The 22598-nt window shown below is 71.9% G+C and carries 18 protein-coding genes and 2 pseudogenes; 13 read left to right on the forward strand and 7 right to left on the reverse strand.

The genetic code is table 11. From position 1 onward, the window contains the following. Positions 1 to 29 precede the first annotated feature (29 nt). Positions 30 to 557, reverse strand: a complete 528-nt coding sequence (locus tag ACOBQU_RS39775; protein WP_423635369.1) for an ImmA/IrrE family metallo-endopeptidase — start codon at positions 555 to 557, stop codon at positions 30 to 32. Between the two features lie 330 nt (positions 558 to 887). Further along, positions 888 to 1592, reverse strand: a complete 705-nt coding sequence (locus ACOBQU_RS39780; RefSeq protein WP_423635371.1) for an SDR family oxidoreductase — start codon at positions 1590 to 1592, stop codon at positions 888 to 890. A gap of 173 nt (positions 1593 to 1765) precedes the next feature. On the opposite strand from ACOBQU_RS39780, the gene ACOBQU_RS39785 reads away from it, so the two are divergent. Then, on the forward strand, positions 1766 to 2587 hold the full coding sequence (locus ACOBQU_RS39785; RefSeq protein ID WP_423635373.1) for an XRE family transcriptional regulator: 822 nt from the start codon (positions 1766 to 1768) through the stop codon (positions 2585 to 2587). Positions 2588 to 2658: 71 nt separating this feature from the next. Here ACOBQU_RS39785 and ACOBQU_RS39790 read toward each other — a convergent pair whose 3' ends face one another. Continuing rightward, entirely contained in the window at positions 2659 to 2934 is a 276-nt protein-coding gene (locus tag ACOBQU_RS39790; RefSeq protein ID WP_423635375.1) for a hypothetical protein, read from the reverse strand. A gap of 169 nt (positions 2935 to 3103) precedes the next feature. Further along, on the reverse strand, positions 3104 to 4990 hold the full coding sequence (locus ACOBQU_RS39795; protein ID WP_423635377.1) for an immunity 49 family protein: 1887 nt from the start codon (positions 4988 to 4990) through the stop codon (positions 3104 to 3106). Between the two features lie 248 nt (positions 4991 to 5238). Here ACOBQU_RS39795 and ACOBQU_RS39800 point away from each other — a divergent pair, with 248 nt between their 5' ends. The 5 genes from ACOBQU_RS39800 (at position 5239) to ACOBQU_RS39820 (ending at position 10084) form a co-directional block, all read left to right on the forward strand. Continuing rightward, positions 5239 to 6486: a ParA family protein gene (locus ACOBQU_RS39800; RefSeq protein ID WP_423635379.1), complete on the forward strand. Its 1248-nt coding sequence runs from the start codon at positions 5239 to 5241 to the stop codon at positions 6484 to 6486. Continuing rightward, positions 6483 to 7913: a ParB/RepB/Spo0J family partition protein gene (locus ACOBQU_RS39805; protein WP_423635381.1), complete on the forward strand. Its 1431-nt coding sequence runs from the start codon at positions 6483 to 6485 to the stop codon at positions 7911 to 7913. Before ACOBQU_RS39800 ends, ACOBQU_RS39805 begins: the two co-directional genes overlap by 4 nt. Positions 7914 to 8220: 307 nt before the next feature. Next, positions 8221 to 8412, forward strand: coding sequence for a hypothetical protein (locus ACOBQU_RS39810; RefSeq protein WP_423635383.1), 192 nt, complete (start codon positions 8221 to 8223; stop codon positions 8410 to 8412). Then, positions 8388 to 9203, forward strand: a complete 816-nt coding sequence (locus ACOBQU_RS39815) for a ParA family protein (protein ID WP_423635385.1) — start codon at positions 8388 to 8390, stop codon at positions 9201 to 9203. Before ACOBQU_RS39810 ends, ACOBQU_RS39815 begins: the two co-directional genes overlap by 25 nt. Continuing rightward, entirely contained in the window at positions 9200 to 10084 is an 885-nt protein-coding gene (locus ACOBQU_RS39820; RefSeq protein ID WP_423635386.1) for a hypothetical protein, read from the forward strand. Before ACOBQU_RS39815 ends, ACOBQU_RS39820 begins: the two co-directional genes overlap by 4 nt. An 86-nt stretch (positions 10085 to 10170) precedes the next feature. Here the strand turns inward: ACOBQU_RS39820 and ACOBQU_RS39825 are convergent, their stop codons facing one another. Continuing rightward, positions 10171 to 11181, reverse strand: a complete 1011-nt coding sequence (locus ACOBQU_RS39825) for a hypothetical protein (RefSeq protein ID WP_423635388.1) — start codon at positions 11179 to 11181, stop codon at positions 10171 to 10173. Then, the gene (locus ACOBQU_RS39830) at positions 11178 to 12113 is read right to left on the reverse strand and encodes a ParA family protein (protein WP_423635390.1); all 936 of its coding nucleotides are present in this window, start codon (positions 12111 to 12113) and stop codon (positions 11178 to 11180) included. Before ACOBQU_RS39830 ends, ACOBQU_RS39825 begins: the two co-directional genes overlap by 4 nt. Before the next feature lie 1136 nt (positions 12114 to 13249). Here ACOBQU_RS39830 and ACOBQU_RS39835 point away from each other — a divergent pair. The 5 genes from ACOBQU_RS39835 (at position 13250) to tpg (ending at position 19396) form a co-directional block, all read left to right on the forward strand. Beyond that, positions 13250 to 14398 (forward strand): bifunctional DNA primase/polymerase, encoded by a 1149-nt coding sequence (locus ACOBQU_RS39835; RefSeq protein WP_423635392.1) that lies wholly within the window; start codon positions 13250 to 13252, stop codon positions 14396 to 14398. Next, positions 14382 to 15902, forward strand: a complete 1521-nt coding sequence (locus ACOBQU_RS39840) for a DNA primase family protein (protein ID WP_423635394.1) — start codon at positions 14382 to 14384, stop codon at positions 15900 to 15902. The genes ACOBQU_RS39835 and ACOBQU_RS39840 overlap by 17 nt, the downstream gene beginning before the upstream one ends. Next, complete coding sequence (locus ACOBQU_RS39845) at positions 15899 to 16300, forward strand: DUF6009 family protein (protein ID WP_423635396.1); 402 nt, start codon at positions 15899 to 15901, stop codon at positions 16298 to 16300. Before ACOBQU_RS39840 ends, ACOBQU_RS39845 begins: the two co-directional genes overlap by 4 nt. Before the next feature lie 273 nt (positions 16301 to 16573). Further along, on the forward strand, positions 16574 to 18829 hold the full coding sequence (gene tap / locus ACOBQU_RS39850) for a telomere-associated protein Tap (RefSeq protein ID WP_423635398.1): 2256 nt from the start codon (positions 16574 to 16576) through the stop codon (positions 18827 to 18829). 9 nt (positions 18830 to 18838) lie between these two features. After that, positions 18839 to 19396, forward strand: coding sequence for a telomere-protecting terminal protein Tpg (gene tpg, locus ACOBQU_RS39855; protein ID WP_423635400.1), 558 nt, complete (start codon positions 18839 to 18841; stop codon positions 19394 to 19396). A gap of 72 nt (positions 19397 to 19468) precedes the next feature. On the opposite strand, the pseudogene ACOBQU_RS39860 reads toward tpg, so the two are convergent. After that, positions 19469 to 20361: pseudogene (locus ACOBQU_RS39860) on the reverse strand (LysR family transcriptional regulator). A gap of 100 nt (positions 20362 to 20461) precedes the next feature. On the opposite strand from ACOBQU_RS39860, the pseudogene ACOBQU_RS39865 reads away from it, so the two are divergent. Then, positions 20462 to 21549: pseudogene (locus ACOBQU_RS39865) on the forward strand (alcohol dehydrogenase catalytic domain-containing protein). Between the two features lie 360 nt (positions 21550 to 21909). After that, positions 21910 to 22398 carry a DUF3592 domain-containing protein gene (locus tag ACOBQU_RS39870; protein WP_423635402.1) on the forward strand — a complete coding sequence of 163 codons (489 nt, stop codon included), beginning with the start codon at positions 21910 to 21912 and terminating at the stop codon, positions 22396 to 22398. The last annotated feature ends 200 nt before the right edge of the window (positions 22399 to 22598 follow it).

Here is a 22598-nt window from a genome sequence, read left to right on the forward strand (position 1 = left end):
CATCATGCGCGGAAGAGGAACCGCCGCGCTCACGGCGACGACGCGGACGCCCATGGCGGAGGTTGCACGAGGGCGTGCGGCGGAAGCAGCGGGTAACACCCCGCCGCGAGTTGGATGCCGAACTTGTCCGCTTGGCGCTCCACGCGTTCGTCGTGACCGGAGCACACCGCGACGGAATCGGCGTCCGGTTTTTTACCGCGGTAAAGGTGGTACACCTCGTGCCCGAAGATCGTGATCTGGTGGCACAGCGCGGCATCGGCCTCGACGACGAGCAGATCGCGCTCGCGGCCCGGGAGGCAGAGCCCGGTGATGCCGCTGTGGGGTGGAAAGGCCACCAGCTCACAGATGACGGGATGCGCACGGTCCGCGCTCAACACGCCGCACCAGGAGCCAAACAGGGCACGCGGCACCAGCGGCACGTGGCTGCCGTCTCGCGCGTGGTCACGGCCCTGCACGGGGCCGACGCCCTGCACGGGGCCGACGCCCTGCCCATGGGCACCGCTCTGCCCATACAGAGCGTCGGCCTGCTCCCCCAGCGTGCCGACCTGCTCCTCCAAGGTGAGGATCAGCCGCTCGCACAGCCGCTTCAGGGCACTCCCACCCGCCCGTGTCCCCGCCGCGTCCACGCGCACACGGCGACGACGGTCGGTACCCGACGGACTGCTTCGCACCGGTCCTCACCCTCAGGAGACGTCATGGAGGGGCAACTCACGTGGTGGTGGGGGCAGCTCACGCGGGGCACAGCGTGGGGGGGGAGGCACAACGTGGGGGCAGATCACGGGGGGGGCGACGCATGCGGGAGTGACGTATGCGGGGGCGACGTATGTGGGGGGGTGGCGTGTGGCGGTGACGTGTGAGGGGGCGGCGACGGCCCGGGCGGTGGCCGGTCAGTGGCCCATCGCCGCGCCGCCGTCGACGGGGATGACCGCGCCGGTGATGTACGAGGCCTCGGGCGAGGCGACGAAGGCCACGGCCGCGGCGATCTCGTCGGGGGTGGCCATGCGCTGGAGCGGGACCTGCGCGGTGAGTTCGGCGAGCTTGCTCTCGGGGAGCTGACGCGTCATGTCGGTTTCGGTGAGGCCGGGCGAGACCACGTTGAAGGTGATGCCGCGGCCCCTGACCTCACGGGTGAGCGCGCGGGCGAGGCCGATCAGACCGGCCTTCGACGCCGCGTAGTTGGCCTGTCCGGCCTGCCCGAAGAGGGCGGAGGCGGAGGAGATGAAGATGACCCGTCCGTTCTTCTTGCGCAGCATGCCCTTCAGCGCGCGCCGGGCCGTCCAGGCGGCGCCGACGAGGTTGGTGTCGATGACGCCGGTGAAGGCCTCGTCGTCCATCCGCATCAGCAGGTTGTCGCGGGTGATGCCCGCGTTGGCAATCGCGACGTCGACCGGACCGTGCGCCTCCTCGACCTCCCGGTAGGCGGCGTCGATCTGCGCGGAGTCGGTGACGTCGCACCGTACGGCGAGCACGCCCCGCGGCGCCGGGCCGCTGCGGTAGGTCACGGCGACCTTGTCGCCCTGCTGGGCGAAGCGCGCGGCGATGGCCTGGCCGATGCCCCGGTTGCCACCGGTGACCAGTACGGAACGGCTCATGTCCTCCCTCTCCCGCCCCCGCCGCCGGATGGCGGCTTCTGCGCGCGTCCGCAGAGCGGGGCCTCGATTCGGCCATTCATGGTTGCGAAGCAGAAGGCCGGAATCTATGGCGAGTTCGTTGCAACAATTGTTTTCGGGCACTTCGGTGACGGCACCCGCGGGAGGGAGGTTCAGTGGCTCGGACGGCCCACGGCACGGCACGGGGGCCGCATCCGATCGGTGCGCTCCTGGCGCCGAAGCGACAGCTGATCCGCCCCGAGTGGGTCGGCCTGCCGCCGCGCGCGGCGGCCACGCGCGGCCCGCGGCAGGAGGGGCTCCGGCAGGTCGACATGGACGCGCTGACGGGACGGGCGGAGCGCACCTGCAACCGCCTGGAGCGCGGCCAGCTGGCCAAACCGTCGGCCGACTACCTGGCGGCGGTGGCCCGGATCCTGCGCCTCTCCCCCGACGAGTACGTGCTGCTGTGGCTGCACGCCCGGGGCCAGCGCCCCACCCGCCCCCTCGACCCCACGGTCGGCCTCTCCGTACCGGACGGATGGCAGGAGGCCTGCGACGGCCACCGGGACATGATGTACGTGACCGATCTGGCGTGGACCGTGCTGGCGCACAACCAGCCCTTCGCGGACATGTTCACCGGTGGCCGCGTCCCGCGGAACACCGCCCGCTGGGCGCTCCTGAGCGAGGAGGCCCGCGCCACCCTGATCGACTGGGAGCAGCAGTGGGTGCCGTCCTTCGTCACCCAACTGCGGGCCGCCGTCGCCGAGAACCCCGACAACGAGGTGCTGCGCCGCCTCGTCGCGGACGTGCACGACGACCCGGTGGCGGGGCCCCTGTACGCCGCCGGTGGCATGTCGGCGATGGCCACGGACGGAGCGAAGCGGCGGCTGCGCCACGCCCTGTACGGCAACGGCGTCGCCCACACGGTCGCCGCGACGCCGCACGCCGCTCCTGGGGCGCGGGTCATCATGGTCCACTTCGTTCCGGACGCCTCGTGAGCCTGTGCCGGTCTCCTCGTGAGCCTGCGCTGGGCGCCCCTGCCGCGCGCAGGGCCACTCCCCGCACCGCGCTACTCCCCGCACCGCTCCCACGGATCCGGTGTGCCGTGGGACAGGACCAGGCCGTACGACTCCGGCAGTTCGCAGTCGTTCTGCTCGGTCCACTGGTACGCCAGGAGGGACCACACGGCGGCCACGACCACGGCGATGATGCCCGGCAGGCTCCAGCGGGACCGCCCGCCCGGGTCGCCGCCGTCGTCCCGGGGCCGCCTCGGCGGCTCCTTGGGCGGTTCCCAGCCCGGTCCGTCATATCCCTGCGGCCGCCACCCGCCCTGGTCGTTTGACATGCCCATCAAGGTAGGCGCGGAGGCCCATCTTCCGTACCCACAAGGCGAGTTGCGTTCCCACCACCGTGCCCTCCGTAGCGACCGCGGGCCTCCTCCCCTGCGGAGGAACTGCCCTGCTCGGACGGCCGCCCTCCGTAGCGGACGGCCGCCCTATGTAGAGAGGTCTCCCCTACGTAGGGAACTCCCCGACCCACTCCCGGTCGAACAGGGCCAGCGGCAGATACGGCGATCCGACGGTGCGGGCGTCGAGGGGGAAGTCCCAGTCGCGGGCGAGGCAGGCCAGGGCGAGCGGGCCGAGGGCGACGCGGCCGCGCGGGTCGTGCGGCCTGTCCCGCCAGTAGGTCTCGTGGTGGGCGAGCGCCTCGGTGAGTGCCTGGGCGAAGGCGGCGTGATCGTTGGTGATGAGCCGGTGGAAGAGCGCGACAGGCTGGTAGTCGACCAGGTTGAGGAAGTCGCTCGGGGTGCGCGTGGCCACGTGGGGGTGGGAGGTCTCCATGGTGGTGACCAGCTTGGGGACGATGTCGTCCATGGGGCGCCGTAGCCAGTGGCTCTGGAGGGTGTCGATCCAGTGGAACACGTACGCGTCGTGCTCGCCCGCCCGCCGCAGATCGTCCAGCGGCACCCGGCACAGCCGCGTCACCCGGTCGTACTCGCGGCAGACCAGGGCGAGCCAGAAGGCGTCAAGCCAGGCGCGGGCGTCGGCGCCCGGCACGGGCCCGGTGACGGGGAGGGCCAGCACCCGGTCACCGATCCGGCACTCCACCGTGCCCTCACCGGCCAGGGTGGTGGCGAACAGCGCGGAGCCGATCTGCATGGCGGCGACCCAGGCCTCCCAGGTCTCCAGCAGGTTCGCCTTGGGGTCGCTCGCGCACAGGGCGAGAGCCTCGGCGAGGGCCGTCGCGAAGGCGTCGGGCAGGGCGCCCGGTTCCTGTTCGACACGAGCGGTGAGCGCGGCCAGAGCGGAGGCGAGCTGGTCACGGTCGGGGCGCTCGGTGGCGTACGAGGGTGACGTGACCTCCTCGCCAGGCGTGGCTCCCGCATCAGGCGTGGCCCCCGCGTCCGGAGTGGACCGCTCGCCAGGCGTGGCCTCCATGTCTGTGGCGGCGCCGGTGTCGGCCCCCGCACCCGTGGCATCGGGCGTGCCCGCGTCGGCGCCGTCCCGCTGTCCGTGCAGCGCGCGCATCACCTCCAGCAGCTCCGGCGGCGGCGCCAGTGACAGGACACGGCTGTCGGGGTCGAAGACGGTCAGGCAGACCAGGTTCCCCTGGTGCCACCAGTACACGCGCGGGGTGAGCGACCCAGGTCCGTCTTCGTAGGCGCCCAGGCCGTAGGCGGCCAGGTCGTTGGCGGCGTCCACCACGGTGCCGTCGACGATCGGATGGAACACCAGCAGATGCCGCGTCGGCACCACGACGAGTGCCCCGGCGTCCGGCAGTTCGCGTCCGGTGACGGCCAGCGCGAGGTCGGACAGGACCAGGGCCTTGCTCGCGACGAAGTGGGAGTCGCCGCTGACCGAGTGCAGCAGCGCCCCCGAGGTGCCGCGCACCTCCACGTGCTCGACCGGCTCCCCCAGCAGGTTCGCCCGGCCCGCCGCCCACAGCTCCTCGAGGCCGGCGCGCGCCACGTCGGCGTCGGTGAGGATCCGTACGGACGTGGGCGCGTCCAGGGCCAGTGCCACGACCAGGTCCTCGGCCACCGGCCGCACGTACCGGAAGTGGTCGGCCGCCTCCCCCGCGAGCGCATCGGAGGACAGCAGCCGGGGGTACGCGCCCCGCAGCAGTTCCTCCGCCCCCTCCCCTCCTTGGGACACCTCGTCGAGGCGCGCGAAGTGCTCGGCGACCAGCCGGGGCCACTGCTCCTCCGGCACCACGCGGCACCGCTGCGCCAGCGTCGTCAACGGCCTGACGCCGCCCTCGATCTCCACGCCCCCTCCCCCGACGGCGGATCGCGAACCGCCCCGGGCCTGGACGTGATCGGCCACGAGACGGCGCAGGCGGTCCGCCTGCGCCACGGTGAGCGCGGGCAGATGGGCGTCAGCTATGCGGTCTTCAGTCACCCCGCGACTCTAGGAAACCCGCCGCGCCCCGACAGAACCCGGTCCGGGTCAGGGGCGCGTCGGCTTTACCGCGGTAAAGCCCACCCGGCGGCGCCCGACGAAGAACAGGTCGCACCTGATGTCAGCCGAGCCCCGGGCCCCCGGTAAAGGCCCCTGACGTCCTGTGAAGGGAGCAAACACCTGACAGAGTCGCTTTTCTAACGTGTCGTCGGGCCTCAACACGCCACGACGTTAGTAAAGTAGCGCCCATGAGTTCTCCAGCCACCTCGAACGACCGCGAGAAGGTCGTGTCCAAACTGCCGGGATGGCTCCGGCAGAACCTGAAGATCAGAGCGGCTCAGCACGGCATCGAGATCCAGGCGGCCGTCGAGCAGGGCCTCGAAGCGTGGATCGCGCTCGCCTCCACGCCGGGCCCCGTCGACACCGCGGGTGCCGACTCGTTCTCCACCTTTCTCCCCCACGGCCAGTGGGACCGGTTCCGGCAGACGGCGACGGACCGGCGCGTGTCCCTCACTCAGGGACTCGCCCAGTCGGTTCAGTTGTGGCTGGAGAAGAACCCCGCCCCCAGTGTGCGGCGCGCGAAGCACCCGCGGCGACGCATCGTGTGCAACCAGAAGGGCGGCGTCGGCAAGACGGCTGTCGCCGCGGGCCTCGGCGAGGCGTTCGCCGAGGAGTCCGAGGCCCTGCACCCCGTACGGATCTCCCGCCACCTGGCGGCGCAGTTGAACGGCGGCGAGCCGAGCGACCCGCTCGACGTCGAGGACCTGCCGGGGCTCGGCCGCCGCACCCTCCTGGTCGACTACGACCCGCAGCGCCACCTGACCAAGCAGCTCGGCCTCGCCGAGATCCCCATGGACTCCGGCGTGGACAGCCTCAGCAAGCACATGACGGGTGAGGCCAAGGGGGACATCCGCGACCTCGTCGTACCGATCTCCGACGACCGCTACGGCGGCCGCCTGGACCTGCTGCCCGGCTGCCAGGACGGCTTCCTGCTCGACGTGGCGCTCTCCAAGGTCCGCTTCCGGGAGGCGGCCCTGGAGCGGGCGCTCGCTCCCCTGGAGCCCCTGTACGACGAGGTCATCGTCGACTGCCCGCCGAGCCTCGGCCTGAGCATGGACGCGGCGATCTACTACGGACGGCGCCGCGAGGACGAGGCCGCCGGCAGCTCCGGTCCGCTCATCGTGGTGCAGGCCGAGGACAGCAGCGCCGACGCGTACGACCTCCTCATCACCCAGATCGAGGACCTGCGCAGCGACATGGGCGTCGAGGTCGACTACCTCGGCATCGTCGTCAACCTCTACGACCCGCGCCGCGGCTACATCGCGACCTCGTCGCTCGAAGCGTGGATCGACATAAAGGATCCGAAGGTGGTCGCCGTCATCGGCGACCTGACCGACCAGCGCAAGGCGGTGCGTCTGAAGCAGCCGCTGCTGTCGTTCGCCCCGCGCGGCGAGCAGGCGGCCACGATGCGCGCACTGGCAAGGGAGATCTCATGAGCGGCCGCGTAGCCGACCAGTTGGGGACCGGCGCTTCCTTCACCCGGACCCGTGGGGGCGTCAGCGCCCGTCGGCAGGCCGTCGCCGCGACGACCGGCGCCCCGACGACGGGCGCCCCGGACAGCCGCCTGCGGACCCTGCCTTTGGCCCAGCTCGTGCCGACCCGCTTCAATCCGCGGCGGAACTTCGGCACGGAGGACGACCTGCGCGAGTTCGGGCGGCGCCTGGACAAGAAGCAGCTCCAGCCCGCGGTGGCCGTCACGCGGGCGGCGTACCTCGCGCTGTGGCCGGACGAGGCCGACGCGGTCGGCGACGCCAAGTACGTCATCGCCAGCGGCGAGCGCCGCTACCGGGCGAGCCGGGCAGCGGGCCTTCCCACCCTGGAAGTCGTCGTGGACGACGAGGTGGCGCGCTCCCGGGGCGACTTCCTCGACGCGGTCCTGTCGGAGAACAACGACCGCGAGGACCTCGACCCCATCGAGCGGGCACTCGGCATCAAGACGATGGCCGACGAACTGGGCGGCAAGGCCAAGGTCGCCGAGTACTACGGCAAGTCGCCCGGCTGGGTCACCCAGCAGATGTACCTGCTGAACCTGGTGCCCGAACTCCAGGTCCTGGTCAGCTCCGGGGAACTCCCGGTCCGCGAGACCCGGTCCCTGGTGAAGCTTCCGGCCGACGAGCAGTGGGCGGCCTGGCAGGCCCGGCAGGTGGAGCGGGAGGAGGAGAAGTCCCAGCCCCGGCCGCCCCGCACCCGCCAGACCCCGGCGGCACAGGACCCGACGCCGTCGGCCGACGCCCCGAGGCCCGAGCCCCAGCCGGATCCGCTCGCGCCCCCGCAGCCGCACGCCCACACAGAGCCGGGGAGCTTTACCGCGGTAAAGCCGGAGCCGTCCTCCCACGACGGAAACGCCTCCGATGCCCAGGACGCGGTCCACGGTGCGACCCGCCACCCGGTGCAGGAGCCAGCCCAGGACCCGGTCGGCGGCTCCGACGGCTTTACCGCGGTAAAGCCGAGCGGCGAGACCCACAGCGAGGCGGCGGCCCAGCGCTCGGGGGCGGCCCTGCCGGACCAGCGGCCGGGCCCGTCGGTGGTGTCGCCGGAGCGGAAGCCGCCGGTGAAGATGCCCTGGGCCGACGGCGTGGCCAGCATGGACATCATCTTCGCGAAGCTCTCCCCGCCCAGCGGCAGAAGGCGATCGCCCGCTACGTCCAGCTGCTCGGCACGCCGGAGGAATTCGTCCAGGACCTGGTGGCGGGGACAGACCGCGAGTTCCGCAGGAAGGTCGCGGAGCTTCTCCTCTGCACCCCCTGACACGCGGCCGCTCCAGCTGACCGCCCCTCCCCCACGGCCCTGGGGGCACCCCCGCACCGGTGCCCTCAGGGCCTTCTGCTGTCCCGCCACGCCCGACCACTCGGACAGCGCCTAGTACGCGATACGGCACACGAGAAGGCATCACAGCGCCCGCGCGATGAGCTGCGCTAGGCGCTGTCCTAGGCGCTCCGCGACCGGCCGTGCCAGCAGCCCGACTACACGCCCAACCACCAGCCGGGCCAGGCTCCGTGCCCGGACCGGCACCTGGAGCCGTACGCCGACACGTCTGACGACCCCCGCTCCGGGCCACCGCCAACCGGGTGGACGAGAACACGGACCCCTGTGTCGCGCTGGACGGGCACCCCCTCACCCGTAACGTCGAAGATCACATAATGTCCATAAAGTGAGGGGATGTGATGTTCATGCCTCTGCGTACGGTGGGGCTCGACATCGTTGACCTGGAGCCAGCGAAGGGCGCGCTGCGCCGTCGGCTGCAACTGGTGAGTGAGGGCATCCACGACCGCAAGGTCCTGGTGATCGTGAACGGCAAGGGGGAGTCGGCAAGACCAGCCTGTCCGCCGCGCTGGCCGTGGCGCTGGCCAAGACGGGGCTGAAGGTCCTGCTCGTCGAGATCGACGAACAGGGCAACCACAACGAGGACCTCGGCACCACCGGCAGCGAACTCGCCGACGACGGCCAGGCCCAGGCAGCGGCCATCCTCGAGGGCAAGCCCTTCGCCCCGGTCGGCGAGGCGCGCCCGAACCTGTTCGTCATTCCCGGCGGCACCGAACTCCAGGACGTCGTGGAGGAGCTGTACTGCCAGCGGCGCGCCGCCGCGCTCAGTGACGACGCGGAGGACCAGCTCGCCTGGATGGGCATGTACACCGCCGCCATCGACGCCGTACGGCACCTGTACGACGTGATCCTCCTGGACGTCGCTCCCGGGTCGGAGCCCCTTCAGTTGCAGGCGCTCGTAGCCGGGGACATGGTCCTGGTCCCCACGCGCTCCGACCCCTCGTCCCGCAAGGGGCTGCGCACCGTCGCCCGCCGCTTCGGACAGGCCAGGCCCCTGAACCCGCTGCTGCGCCTCCTGGGCGTGGTGGTCTTCGCGACGGCGTCATCGGCCACCCGCGTCCAACAGAAGATCAAGAGCCAGCTGACCGAGGACCTCAACGGGGTGGCCGGGGTCATGGAGCAGACCATCCGGCACGTCGAGGCGGCCGCCGTCGCCTGCCGCACCCACGGCAAGGTGCCACAGGAGCTGGCCGCCGACCCGGACCTCGACCCGGCACTCCGGCGCTCCCTGCACGCCCTGGCAGGGGACTACCGCTCCCTCGCCCTGGAGGTCCTCCAGGCCAAGGCAGAACTTGACCACGCCGACACGCGCCCGGAGGAGGCAGCATGACCAAGCGCACCACGACCCCGAAGACGCCCGCCAAGACCCCCGCCAAAGCCCCGTCCAAGTCCTCCGCCAAGCCGCCCGCCAAAGCCAGGAGCACCGCGTCCAAGGCGGCCAAGAACGGTGGCCGCGAGGTAGGGGGCGGGCTGCCCAAGGACGACGCCCTCGACGCGTTCGGCCTCGACAGCGGCACCGCCCTGGCCGCCTTCGCCCCCCGCGCCCCCCGCCCGGCCGCCCCCGAGTCCCCCGCTCCGAAGACGACCGCCACCGGGGGAGGGGAGGCCCCCCGGCCCACCTCCCCCGTACCTCCTCCCGCGCCGGAACCCTCGACCCTCACCGCTCCACCGCAGACCGAAGCCCGAGCCGCACCCCCACCAGTTCCAGCCCCGACACCGCCCTCGGCACCGGCACCGCGCCCGGTCGACGTCCCCACGACCTACGTCACCGAGGTGGGCAACGACCCCACCCAGTGCACGATCATGGTGCGCCGCACGGTGCGCGAGCGGTTCAGGCGCTACCAGGCCACCGTGAACGCCGAGACGGGTTCCGAGCCCACCAACGCCGTCGTGGTGAAGCGGGCCTTCCTGCACGCGCACAAGCACGAGCTGTGGGCGCGGCTCAGGGAGGCGGTCCGCCATCGGCAGCACCCCGTCAGTGAGGCCGACGACGATCCCAGCGGCCTGTTCGGCGAGGTCCCGGCCCGGCGCGTGGACCGGGGCGGAGTCAAGCACGGGGTCCAGCAGAGCTTCCGCCCGTCGCCTCAGGAGCTCGCGGTGTACGACAGCTACGCCCACACCCACGGCTTCGACAACCGCTCCGACTTCCTGGACGCCGTCCTCGACGAGTTCCTGCCGCCGCTGTCTCCCACCCGGCGCCCGACCCGGTGAGGCAAGCGAGGAACAACAACGGGGGAGGGCGATGCCAGCAGTGGCACCGCCCTCCCCAACGCACTCCGCGCGAACCCGTTCCCCGGCTAGCCGCCCCGGTACTCCGACATGGTCTCGCCGATACCGCCTAGGACCTCGTCGATCTCATCCACCAGTGCGCGTGCCTTGTCCGGAGCATCCCTCAGGGCCTGCCGCACCGTGACCCTGGTGAGGGAACGGCTGGCCTCCCACAGCAGCGTCCGCACCTCCAGCAGTCGTCGCACATCCGGCGACTGCTCGTCGTCGTAGTCGGCGGGATCACCAGCGAGCAGGGCCCGCTGCTCTCCCGGCTCCCCACATCCCGACTCCCCAATTGGGGAGTCGCTATGGCCGTAAAGATTGCCATTAGTCCGATTCGCGAAGCCGGTTTCGTCGCTTCCGCTGCCCGGCCCGGTGGGGGAGGAGCCCGCTGCGCCCCGCTCCGACTCCCGTGTGGGCGACAGCGCCTCGCGCACCATGGTCTGGATGTCGAACGGGCTCGTCTCCGGGCTCAGCGGGGGGAGCTGCCGTGTGACGTCGTGCAGGAGCTTGGCCGTGACGCGCTTCTCGGCACGCGCCACCGTGTCGTAGACGATGACGGCCGCCTCGTCACCGGCGGCTCGCTTGACGGCCGCCAGCTTGCGCACCTGGGACTCGCGCGGCCGGTGGCCGAGCTGGGAGAGGGCCTCGCCGATGCGCCACTCGTCCATGAGGCGGTACACCTGGGACTCGGAGATCTCCCAGTTGTGCCACACGTACTCGGCGAAGCTGGGGAAGCCCTCGTTGCGGTGCAGGTTGCCGACCTGCATCGTCTCCAGGCTCTTTCCGGCGATCCAGAAGGCCTCGTGGAGGTTGTTCAGACCCGCCTTGCAGGCTTCGAGGGCCGACTCCTCTTCCGGGGTGAGTGCGCCGTCGCCCGCAGGCGGGCGGGGCGGGGGAATCGAGTCGAGAGTGGTGCCGACGGGTGCCTTGACGACGACGGTGGCTTCCTGGAAGAGCGCGGGCACTCCGGCGCCCAGCAGGCCCTTCGCCCCGGTGAGGGCGCCCGCGGGCTGGTCGTCGTCGAACGCGCCGGTCATGAGAGGGAGGCCTTCCTGCAGTGAGCGTCGATTTCGGCGTTGAGGCGGTCCATCTCGGCGGCGAGCGGCGCGATGGACTCCGGTACGACGTCGGCCCGCGTGGCTCGGCCCGCGGCGACGTCGTAGCTCTTGGCGCTGGTGGGGAGCAGCGCGGCGTACTCCCCGAAGGTCAGGCCCTTCTTGCGGGCGTTGACCGCTGGCATCTCGCGGTAGCCGACGACGGTGTGGAGCATCGGGGTGTGCTGGCCGAGCACTCCGAAGACGTCACCGCGTACCTCTTCGTGCAGTTGCCTCGCGTTCGGGTTAGAGCCGTACAGGCAGGCGCCCGCTACGGAGAGCGCCGGGTTGAGCTGGCGGCGTACCAGCTTGAAGTTGCGGGCTATGCGGCGCATTCCGCGGATCGAGGTGTCGTCGGAGCGGGTGGGGACGAACAGCCAGCGGGTGGCGGCCAGGGTGAGCTGTTCCAGGCTGTCCTGTTCGGGGGCGCTGTCGAACACGATCTGGTCGTACCAGCGGGCTATGGGGGCCAGGGCGCGGGCGAGGGACTGCACGACCTGGACGCCTTCGACGGCCATCCGCGCGGTGAGCAGCGTCAAGAGTTCTCCGACGGCTTCGCCCCCAGGGACGACATCCAGGTTGGGGCGTACCTCCCGAACGGGCAGCAGCGGGACGCGGTCGTGGACCGAGCGGTACAGGCCCTGGCCGTTCAGCACGGAGGGGCCTTCGGGGTGGATGCCCCGGTTGAAGCGCTCGATGCCGAGGTCGTCGTCGTCCTGGCTGGTGACGCAGACCAGCAGCGTCCGTTCGCCCCGGGCCGCGTGCCAGGCCGCCTTGTGCGCGGCGATGGTGCTCTTGCCGACCCCGCCCTTGCCCGTCCCGATCATGACGGACCGCTCGGGCGGTTCGATGAAGTCCATCGCATCGCTCAGCACCGGAAGGGCCTCCTCAAACACACGGCGCCCGGATCAGGCACAGCACGAATCCTGGCACACCCTCAGTTCGCCCCTCACCGCGCCGGTTGTGACGCCCGCGAGGGCGGTGACCTTGGGGTTCGGTGGGTAGGAGACATGACGTGGCGTAGATATGTGCGACTGCCTGACGTATGTTCGGCATGCTCACCGCGTTCGCTCTGTTCACGCCAAGAGCCTGATGGGGGAGGGGTGTTGAGCGGGTGGGTCTCAGCGACTCAGGAGCGGTGCGAGGTGGGAAAGAGCTGCGGCGAGGGGTCACAGAGGGGCTACAGGGGCGCCTGACGGCCTGAGAGGTGCTTCCTGGCCCTTTCCTCGTGGGGGCGCCTCCCAGGCTCTCAGAAGCGCCCAGAGGGCTTTTTGACGGTGGGGAAGGTCCGGGACCGGTGGTGTGCCGCGCACGAGAAGCCTGCGAGCGGTACGCGGAGGGGCGGCGAGGCAACGAGGCCGAGCGGCCCGAGCAGGGGGGGCGGCCTGAGGAGGCCGACGAGTCAGGGCAGCTACTCAAGCGACCGAAGCGACTCAACGACGGACACAGCACAGCACCAAGCACAGCCAGCGAGGGGGCGTCCGATGAGGGAGGGGTCGCGGCTTCAGTCGCTCCGGTCGCTCCAGTCGCTGTTCAGTCGCTGCGGTTCTGAGGGCCTTTTCCGGGCAGCGACTGAAGCTCAGCGACTGAAGACGGCTTCGGTCGCTGTTCAGTCGCTGGATAAAAGCGCAGGTCAGAGGCATGGTGCAGGGGACACAGCGACTGAAGCGACTCAAGGTTGCCATATATGAAGACATTCCTGCGTGCGCGTGTGCGTCATATATAGAAGCCTTCAGTCGCTTCAGTCGCTGTTTTGGTTTTTGAACCCCATCTGACCTGCGGTTTTATCTCGGGACTCAGAGCAGCGACTGAAGGGCGTTGAGTCGCTGTTGCCGGGGGGTCTTCAGTCGCTGTGCCCCGGACCGGCCCCGGGGTCCGGGTGGCTTCGGCCGGATGGCCGCGTCGTCGACACCCCGCCGGGCTTCTGCGCATGTGCTACACGCCCTCACCGGCCACGTTCGCTACGCTGTGTCCGTCGTTGAGTCGCTTCGGTCGCTGATAGGGGATGTGGATGCCTGCTGAGCTGCGGTTTTCTCGCAGCGACTCACGGCAGCCCGCCGGTGAGACGTCAGCCGCCAGCCGTTCGCTGGCCTCGGCCAGCTGGTTCGCCCGCCGGGGCTGGCCCGTGCATCCCCTCGCCGCCGGGCGCAAGACCCCAGCCGCGAACTGCGCGGAGTGCCGGGGAGCACAGCACGCGCCCGCCCACTGCCCCTGCCTCCCGGCAGGCCGCTGGTGCCACGGCTTCCACGCCGCCACGCTCGATCAGCGCCGGATCGAACAATGGTGGGGCAGGCACCCCGAGTTCGGCGTCGGCGTGGCGTGCGGCCCGGCCCGCCTGGTCGTCATCGACATCGACGCGCACCACGCCGAGCCGCCCAGCCGCGACCGGATCCTGCCGGGCATCCCCATCGCCGACCACGTCGACCTCACCGGCCTGGCCACCGGGTTCCACACGCTGGCCGTCCTGGCCGCGCTCCGGGGTCGGCCGAGCCCCGCGGACGACGGCTCGACGCTGCGCGTCCGCACGCCGTCCGGCGGGCTGCACGTCTGGTACCGGGCGGGGGACAACCGCCGCTGGCAGTGCTCCACCGGCTCCACCCAGGGCCGCGCGCTCGCCTGGCAGGTCGACGTACGTGCCCACGGCGGCTACATCGTCGCCCCGGGCACCACCACCAGCGACGGCACCTACACGCCCGTCGACGATGTCCGCGAACCGGCCGTGCTGCCCGCCTGGCTGGCTCAGGAGCTCGAACGCACCGGACACCTGCCCGCGCCCAACATCCCAGCGCCACGCCCGGTTCCGCCCCGTGCCCAGCAGGCGGTCCTCGCGGCGGGCGGCGGCCGCGGCCGCGTGCGCGGCACCCTGGAGGCGGTCCTCGCGCCGGTCGTCGAGTGCGGCCGGGTCTCCGAAGGAGCCGGTTTCTCCGACGCCTTGAACCGGGCCGCGTACACGATCGGCGGCCTGGTCGCCGCCGGACGGCTGCCCCAGGAGGAGGCCGAGCAGGCCCTGAAGGACGCGGCGACCGCCGCCCGCCCCGGGCAGGAGCGCCGCGCCGAGCAGATCATCCGCAGCGGCCTGACCGCGGGCCTCAAGCGTCCCCTGCACGCCCAAGAACGCCCCCTGCACACCCAAGGGGGTGCCTGTGACCTCGCCCGGTAACGAGACCCTCTTCGACTTCGACCCCGAAGCCGTCGCCGCCCAGATCCGTGACCAGGGTGGAGGATCCTTGCCTGCGCAGACCGACGCGACGCGAGCATCGGTCGGCGAAGCCACGGCGGACGGCCTGCTGCCCGACACCCTCTCCGACCGTGGCAACGCCAAGCTGTTCGTCAAGCTGTACGCCAACGACTACCGGCACGTGCCCGGGATCGGCTGGTACCGCTGGGACACCACGCGCTGGCAGATCGACGAGGACGACACCGTCCTGTGGGCCGCCGGTGACCTCGCCGAGAACATCGCCACCCACGACCCCCGTGCGATGTTCCCCACCCAGGCCCTCCAGCAGCACCGCCGCCGAGCCCTGTCCACCACCGGCATCAACGCCATGCTCGCCCAGGCCAAGTCCGCGCCCGGCATGGTCCTGAACGCCGCTCTCCTCGACGCCGACGCCTACGCCCTGTGCACGCCCGACGGCATCGTCGACCTGCGCACCGGCCTGGTGAAGACCCCCGACCCGAACAAGGACTTCCACTCCCGCTCCACCACCGTCGGGCCCCAGCAGATGCCCACGCCCCGCTGGGACCGGTTCCTCACCGACACCTTCGGCGCCGACGCCGAAGGCCGGGAGATGATCTTCTTCCTCCAGTTGCTGCTGGGCTACTCCGTCACCGGTGATGTTGGCGGGCAGGTGCTGCCATTCCTGTTCGGCTCCGGTAAGAACGGCAAGTCCGTCCTCCTGGACGTGCTGATGAAGCTCCTCGGTGACTACGCGGATGCCGCGCCGCCGGGCTTCCTGATGGCGCGTCCCTACGAAGGGCACCCCACCGACCTCGCCGAACTCCACGGCCGCCGCGTCATCGTCTGTTCCGAGGTCAAGCCGGGGGACAAGTTCGACGAGGCGCGGGTGAAGCTGCTGACGGGTGGTGACCGGATCAAGGCGCGGCGGATGCGGCAGGACTTCTTCAGCTTCCAGCCCACGCACAAGCTGTGGCTGCTGGGCAACCACCGCCCGGAGGTCGGCACCGGCGGGTTCGCGTTCTGGCGCCGCATGCGCCTGATCCCGTTCGAACGCGTCGTCCCCGACGACCGCAAGATCGACAACCTCGCCGACATCCTCGTCACCGAGGAGGGACCCGGCATCCTCGGCTGGCTGATCGACGGCGCCCGCCGCTACCTGGCCGGTGCCCGCGACCTGACCGGCCCCGAGCGCGTTCGCATCGCCACCAACGCCTACGCCGAGACCGAAGACCACACCGGACGGTTCTACGAAGAGTGCTGCAAACTCGGCCCAGACCTCAGAGCCGAGCAGACCGCCCTCTACGCCGTGTATCGGACGTGGTGCCAGAATGAAGGGGCGCCCGCCATGTCGTCGCGTGCCTTCGCGGCCCGTACCCGCGAACTGGTTGGCCTCGCCTCCCCCAAGGAGATGATCCTGTCCAACCAGCGCAAGCACTACCCGGGCATCGGACTGCTCACCGACGAGGAAAGGGAAGCCACCCCATGAGCTCCCTGATCACCGAGGACGAGATCAGCCAGGAGACCGAGCTCGTCTGGCTGGAGGACATCGAGCGGCTCGACTACGTCCGCCAGAGCCTGGACCGGCTGCCCACCCGACGCGGCAAACCGGCCTACCACCGCGACGGCCGCATGGTCGGCTACGCCTGCCTCGGCCCGGCGGCCAAGGCGTCGCGCTCCTCGGGCACGTTCCGCCGCCGCGTGTTCTGGCTGCTGCCCCACGACCGGGACTCCAAGCCCGACGGCCTGTACACCAAGGGCGCCCCCGCCGAAGCCGTCGACCCGCGCACCCTCGACCCGCGCGTCAAGGGGTACAAGACGGAACGCTCCGAGGGCGGGCCGCCGTCGACGGCCATGCAGGAGCTCGGCATAACCCTGCCGCTGTGACCGCTGGCGATAACAAGCCCTTAATCCAGACCAAGCCACCAATTCGGGCAACTAGCTACTTTTGCTGCTAAAGCAACTCCCCAATTGGGGAGTCGGCGGAGGGTTGCGGAGGGCTTGGGGGAGCCCTCCTTCCTTGAGTCGCACTGCACCGCCTCCTGGCGCGGTCACAGTGCCCCAACCGGTTGACGGCTGGTCCGTGTGTGCGATTAGTGAGTGATCCGGCGCGTGGTCCAGTGAGTGGTGTGGTTAGAGTGCTCGCTGGAGGTGTGCGCGGTGGCCACGGAGAATGAGTTGTTCGGCGCGGTCGACGCGCTGTTGGAGCAGGTGGCGCAGGACGACCTGCCGTCCCCGGCCGAACGCAGGCGGCTGCGCGAAGCCGCCGGGCTCAGCCAGGCGCAGATCGCCACGGCGCTCGACACACGCCGCGAAGCGGTCGGCAACTGGGAGAGCGGACGCACCGAGCCCCGCCCGCCCAAGCGCGCCGCCTACGCCCGCCTCCTGGAAGGCCTGGCGGCACGCTTCCCCGCTGCGCCGGAGACCACCGAAGCCGCTGGCCACTCCACCGAAGTCGTCGCGCCCCCCGCGCCCGCCGAGGCCCCGGCGCCCGTTGCCCCCGCGCCCCACCCCCCGGCTGGCCACCCCGCCAAGGCCCCCGAGACCGGCGCTGCCGCCGAGGCCGCCACCTCCGCCCCTGCGGCGACCGCAGCCCCGTCCACCGCGTCGGCGCCCGACGCCACCGCGGCCTCCGTACGGGCCTCCCGCCCCGCAGGGGCCACGCGACGCCCCAGCGCCCGCAAGCCCTCCGCCAAGGCCGCCGGGCCCGCTGCCGCTTCCGCCCCCGACCCCCGCTTCGCCAACGGCCCCCTCGCCGTCCTCGACGCCGACGCCGACGGCCACGTGTCGGCGTACTGCCTGGGCGGGCTGATCCTCGACGTGCCCGCCAAGTCGCTCGCGGCGCTGGTCGACTGGACGCTGCGGGAGGCGCGGCTCGGGGCGCCACGGTTGAACGGGGCGGGGCAGGACGCCGACCCGCTGGTCGTGCTCACCGCGTCCGCGTGCGAGCGGTACGGGCTTCCCGTACGGCTCTCCCAGGAGGAGCGGCTCGCCGGGCGGCTGCCCGAAGGGCACCCGGTCGTCAAGCAGTTGGCGCGGGCCGAGTGGAAGCTGACGCAGCGCGGGTTCGGGCCGTGGGCGCGGATCTACCGTCCCGCGCAGGGCGGCCGCCGCCAGTGCGTCCAGCTGTGCGTGCCGTCGTGGGACGCGCTGGACGCCCGGCACTGGGGCGGCGCGGCGCAGCTGCCGCCCCCGGAGCTGGTCCGGCTCCTGGGCACGTACGCGACGCGCGTGATGACGCCGCGCGGCTCCACCGCCGTCACCGGACTCGAGCTGATGACCGCCCTGCACCCGCCGACGCGGGCGAGCGCCCCCGACGAGACCGGCAGGCGGCACAGCGAGCACAACCCCGGCTCCCTGGGCACCGAACCCGTCTCCTGTGCCCCCTGTGAGGCCCCCGACGGGCATCCGCTCCTCGCCGACCTGCCGCGCTTCCACCAGCGGGGCCCGGCGGAGATGCTGTTCGAGGAGGCGTACGACTGGTCGCGGCCCCTCACCGACGAGGAGTGCCTCAAGCCCTACGTTGTGGGCATCGACGTGAACCTCGCCTTCGGAGCGGCCGCCAACGGTACGGTCGTCGGCCTCGGCGCCCCCACCCACGTGGTGAACCCGCAGTTCGACCCGAAGCTGCCCGGCAGCTGGCTCGTGGACCTCTCCCACGTGGAGCTGGATCCGCGCCTGCCGTCACCGTTCACTCCCAAGGGCGACCGGCCTGAGGGACCGGCCTGGTACGCGACGCCCACGGTGGCGTACGCGGTGGAACTCGGCTACGGCGTCGCCCCGTTGGAGGCCTGGGTGCGGCCCGACAGCGGGCGCTACCTGGACGCCTGGTACAACCGGCTGCGGGACGCGTACGTCGCCACCATGGCCGACCTGGGCGTGACCGCCGACCTGACGCCCGAGGGCTTCCTCGCGGCGATGGACGGCCACAAGGAGCGCGACCCGCACATGGCGATCGTCCTGGCCGCCGTGAAGGCGACCGTCAAGGGCGGCATCGGCAAGCTCCGCGAGCGCCCCCGAGGCGGCGGCTGGCGCCCCGGGCAGCCCTGGCCCGCCCTCAACCGGCCCACGTGGCGCCCCGACATCCGCGCCGCCGTCATCTCCAAGTGCCGGGTCAACATGCACCGCAAGATGCTCAAGCTCGCCCAGGCGACGGGCCGCTACCCGGTGGCGATCCTCTCGGACTGCGCCGTGTACGCCGCCGACGGGCCCAGCCCCCTGGACGTACTGCCCTACCGCGACGGCAAGCCGCTGCCCGGCGGGTTCCGGCTCGGCGTGAGCCCCGGCATGGTCAAGCACGAAGGCACCCAGACCACGCTCTGGGCCGAGGGCGTCCGCGAGGAGCACGGCCAGGGCCTCAACCTGGCCCGCTACATCAAGTCCGGCGAGGTCACCGCCGCCGACGACGGGGAGTAGGGCAGGCCCATGGGCATCGTCGGAGACGGCCTCGACAAGGCGGTGCGGGCGGCGTTCACCCGCCCCGTCCCCAAGTCGGCCGGTGCGCGCGTGCGGTACCTGGTCCGGCAGCACCAGGGCAGCACCAAGCGCGTCGCCCAGCTGCTCGGCGTCTCGCAGCGCACCGTCGAGCGGTACGTCCGCGACCAGATCAAGCGGCCCCGCAGGGACCTGGCGGACCGCATCGAGCGGGAGGTCACCCGGAGGTGGCAGCCGCAGGTGCGGGCCCGCGCGCGCAAGGCCGCCGCCGACACCGGCGGCCTCGTCGTCGACACCCGCGCCCGCTTCGGCTACACCGCCGCCCCCGGAAGCACCGACGACGCCCGCCTGCGCCACCTCACCGTCGCACTGCCGCCCCAGTACGCGGCCCGCCTCTTCGAAGCGCAGGAACAGGGCGCCAGCGAGCAGCGCCTGCGCGACATCACCGCAGAGGGCCTACAGGAGATCTACTTCAAGGACCACGGCCGCCGCGCCCAGGGCCTCCTGGTGGAGTTCACCGACCTGGAGCACCTGGAGTTCGGGCTCTGAGGGGCGCGTCGACGACGCGTTGAGCGCGCCGCCGCTGAGCCGACGCACGATAGCGGCGGCCGTGGCGGCGGTTCAGACGGTCGCGGTGATCGCTCGGGTGACGGCCGTGATCGCCGGAGTGGGGTGGCCGCCGAGGCGCGCCACGAGTACGCGACGGATCTCGGGGGGTGCGCCGTCGACGCGCAGCAGGCTTACCCCCGGCGGCAGGACCGGCGAGAGGGGGAGGGCACTGTGGTCACGCCGAAGCCGCCTGCGACCAGCTGGAGTTTGGTCAGCCAATCGCGCGCCGAGTGGACGATGCGCGGCCGTCCGGGCAGGCCGGGCCAGACGCCGAGCAGCGGCTCGCCACCTGATGACGGGGTGGCGATCCACGCGGCATCGACCAGCTCGTCGACGTGCACCGTGGTGCGCCCGGCGAACTCTCCGGTCGAAGGCACCGCCACGACCAGTTCGGTGTCCGCGACGGCCTCGAGGTGCAGACGCGGCGAGTCGCCGTCGAAGGGACGGTGAGGTGGGCGGGATGTCAGCACGGCGAGGTCGAGCGAGCCCGCGCGCAGCGCCCGGATCAGGGTGGGTGTGGTGCCCTCGCGGGTGGTGACCGTGATCTGCGGGTCGGCCGCCGCGAGGTGTACGAGTGCGGCGGGCAGGATCGCCGAACCCGCGCTCAGAACCGCCCCGAGCCGTACAGGTTCGGTCCGTGGGGCGCTCCCGGTGAGCTCACGCTCGGCCGCCGCGAGCGAGGCGAGGACCGTGTGGGCGTGCCGCAGCAGGGTCAAGCCGCCGGGAGTGAGCCGTACACCGTCCGGGCGGCGTTCGAACAGGGCGGTGCCGACGCTGCGTTCGAGGGCGGCGGCCTGGCGGGAGACGGCCGACTGCGTGTATCCGAGCCGGGCAGCCGCCGCGGTGAAGCTGCCGGACTCGGCGATCTGCCGCAGGACCCGCAGTCCCGTGCTCGAGATGTCCATGCGCGATACGCATACCACAGATGACGGATCCTCGCTTCCCGCATTTCCGTCCCGCTCCTAGTGTCGATCTCAAGAGCACGGACAACACGGAGGTCATCACGTGCGAGCAGCAGTTCTGACGCGGTTCGGCGCCCCACTCGCGGTGCGGGAGGTACCGGACCCCGAGGCCGGGGGCGGTGAGGTGGTGGTCGAGGTCCTCGCCGCCAACGTGGCGCCCTACGCGGCTGAGGTCTTCAGCGGCGCACGGAACTACCCCCTCGTCCCCCTGTCGTACCCGGTGTCGGCGCGGTGGGGCGGATCCTCCACGTCGGCCCGGACGCCACCCGGCTGCACGTCGGCGACCTGGTGTGGTGCGACTCGACGGTGCGCTCGCGGGACGACGCCCTGACGCCCGACATCACGCTCCAGGGCTGGAGTTCGCGCGGCGAGGGCGGCGCGCGGCTCGCCGAGTACCTGCGCGACGGCGCGTTCGCCGAGCTCATGCGGGTCCCCACCGAGAACGTCTACCCGCTGCCCGCCGCGGCCGGGGAGGATCCGGCCCGTTGGGCCGCGCTCACCGTGCACACCATCTCCTACGGCGGGCTCCTGGCAGGCAGGCTCGCGGCCGGGGAGACGCTGCTCGTCAGCGGGGCCACCGGCAACCTGGGCAGCAGCGCGGTCGCGGTCGCGCTCGCGATGGGCGCGGGCCGCGTGGTCGCCCCCGGCCGCAACGAGGCCGCGCTCGACCTCCTCGCCGACCGGTTCGGCCCGCGTCTGCGCCCGGTCCCGCTGACCGGGGACGAGGCCACCGACCGCGCGGCGATGTCCGCGGCGGCCGGTGGCCCGATCGACATGGTGATCGACCTGCTCCCGCCGAGCGCCCCCAGCTCGGCCTCGCGTGCGGCGGCCATGACCGTGCGCGAGTACGGCCGCGTCGTCCTCATGGGCGGCGTCGGCATGCTCGGTGGCGACGACCTCGCGCTCCCGTACCCATGGATCATGCGCAACTCGGTCACCGTGCGCGGGCAGTGGATGTACCCGCGCACAGCCAATGTCGGCATCATCCGGCTCCTCGCCTCGGGCACATTGGATCTCGCCCCCGAACGGGTCCGGTCGTTCGGCCTCGATGCCGTCAATGACGCCATCACGTACGCCGCCGCGCACGGTGGCCCGTTCGACCGCACCAGCCTCACCCCTTCAGCCAACTGACACGGCCCACTGATCCCCTCCCCTCGCACGCCCCCGCCCTCACGGACACAGGCAGCCATACCGCTGCTGTCTGACGGGCACGATGCCGATGGGGGCAGACGCCGTAAGCCAGCTCGGCCCTCCACCGCTTCGGCCGCGCCACGAACCCGCCGTTCAGAGCCCCGGTTCCGGCGGCCCGGAGTCCCGCCACAAGCCCGCCCGCGTGACACCTGTCGTGCTTCGGCTCAGCCGCCCCTAGCGACGCCCTGGCGGCTCCGCGCCCCGACGGGGCTTTCACGGCGCACCGGAGCGCCCGGTTGGCCAGCGGGCACGAGCGTTGGCCAGACTGGGCGCGCCAGGGACACGTCAACGGGGGATGTCATGGAGATTCAGACGCGGGTGGGCGGGGAGAAGGCCCGCCGGTGGCTCATGTTCGGGATGCTCGCGGTCGGCGCGGTGTCGTTGGTCGTCGGGCTGGTCCTCGCGGGGATCTCGGTCTCGTTCCTGGTGGACGCGGAGCGCGCCCAGGGCACCGTGGTGGCCCTGGAGTGGCGGTCGAGCGGCGGCGACAGCGACGGCGGCACGTCGCGCAGGACGCGCGGGGACGACGAGCCGACGGCGTACCCGGTGGTCGAGTTCAGGACCGAGGACGGCACTCCGACGAGGTTCAGGGACTCCACGGGCTCCAACCCGGCGGCGTACGAGGTGGGGGAGCGGGTCGAGGTGCTGTACCGCGCGGACTCGCCCGAGGACGCGCGGATCAAGGGCTTCCTCTCGCTGTGGCTGGGGCCGCTGATCCTCGGAGGGATCGGGCTGGTGTTCACCGGGATCGGGGCGGGCCTGGCGTGGGCGAGGCGCAGGCGCTCCTAGGAGGGGGGCCGCCTCCCGGGGGAGGGGCCTCCCTCCGGAGGAGTGGCGTTCCCGGGAGAGGCGTTCCCAGGGAGAGACGTTCTCAACGAGAGGCATCCCCGGGACAGGCATCCCTGGGGGGCGTCCCGGGGGGCGTCCCCCGGGGGGCGTCCCCCGGGGGAGGGTCATCCCCGGAGAGGGCGCCGGAGCGGGGGGCCCGG

The sequence above is a fragment of the Streptomyces sp. G45 genome (assembly GCF_049542095.1).
In the GTDB taxonomy this organism is placed as follows: Bacteria; Actinomycetota; Actinomycetes; order Streptomycetales; family Streptomycetaceae; genus Streptomyces.

What these genes read in the sequence shown, in the direction of transcription:
- ACOBQU_RS39780 (WP_423635371.1), bottom strand. Translation starts at nt 1,592, where the DNA reads ATGAGCCGTTCCGTACTGGTCACCGGTGGCAACCGGGGCATCGGCCAG.
- ACOBQU_RS39790 (WP_423635375.1), bottom strand. Translation starts at nt 2,934, where the DNA reads ATGTCAAACGACCAGGGCGGGTGGCGGCCGCAGGGATATGACGGACCG.
- ACOBQU_RS39800 (WP_423635379.1), top strand. Translation starts at nt 5,239, where the DNA reads ATGAGTTCTCCAGCCACCTCGAACGACCGCGAGAAGGTCGTGTCCAAA.
- ACOBQU_RS39805 (WP_423635381.1), top strand. Translation starts at nt 6,483, where the DNA reads ATGAGCGGCCGCGTAGCCGACCAGTTGGGGACCGGCGCTTCCTTCACC.
- ACOBQU_RS39810 (WP_423635383.1), top strand. Translation starts at nt 8,221, where the DNA reads ATGCCTCTGCGTACGGTGGGGCTCGACATCGTTGACCTGGAGCCAGCG.
- ACOBQU_RS39820 (WP_423635386.1), top strand. Translation starts at nt 9,200, where the DNA reads ATGACCAAGCGCACCACGACCCCGAAGACGCCCGCCAAGACCCCCGCC.
- ACOBQU_RS39825 (WP_423635388.1), bottom strand. Translation starts at nt 11,181, where the DNA reads ATGACCGGCGCGTTCGACGACGACCAGCCCGCGGGCGCCCTCACCGGG.
- ACOBQU_RS39835 (WP_423635392.1), top strand. Translation starts at nt 13,250, where the DNA reads ATGCCTGCTGAGCTGCGGTTTTCTCGCAGCGACTCACGGCAGCCCGCC.
- ACOBQU_RS39845 (WP_423635396.1), top strand. Translation starts at nt 15,899, where the DNA reads ATGAGCTCCCTGATCACCGAGGACGAGATCAGCCAGGAGACCGAGCTC.
- tpg (WP_423635400.1), top strand. Translation starts at nt 18,839, where the DNA reads ATGGGCATCGTCGGAGACGGCCTCGACAAGGCGGTGCGGGCGGCGTTC.
- ACOBQU_RS39870 (WP_423635402.1), top strand. Translation starts at nt 21,910, where the DNA reads ATGGAGATTCAGACGCGGGTGGGCGGGGAGAAGGCCCGCCGGTGGCTC.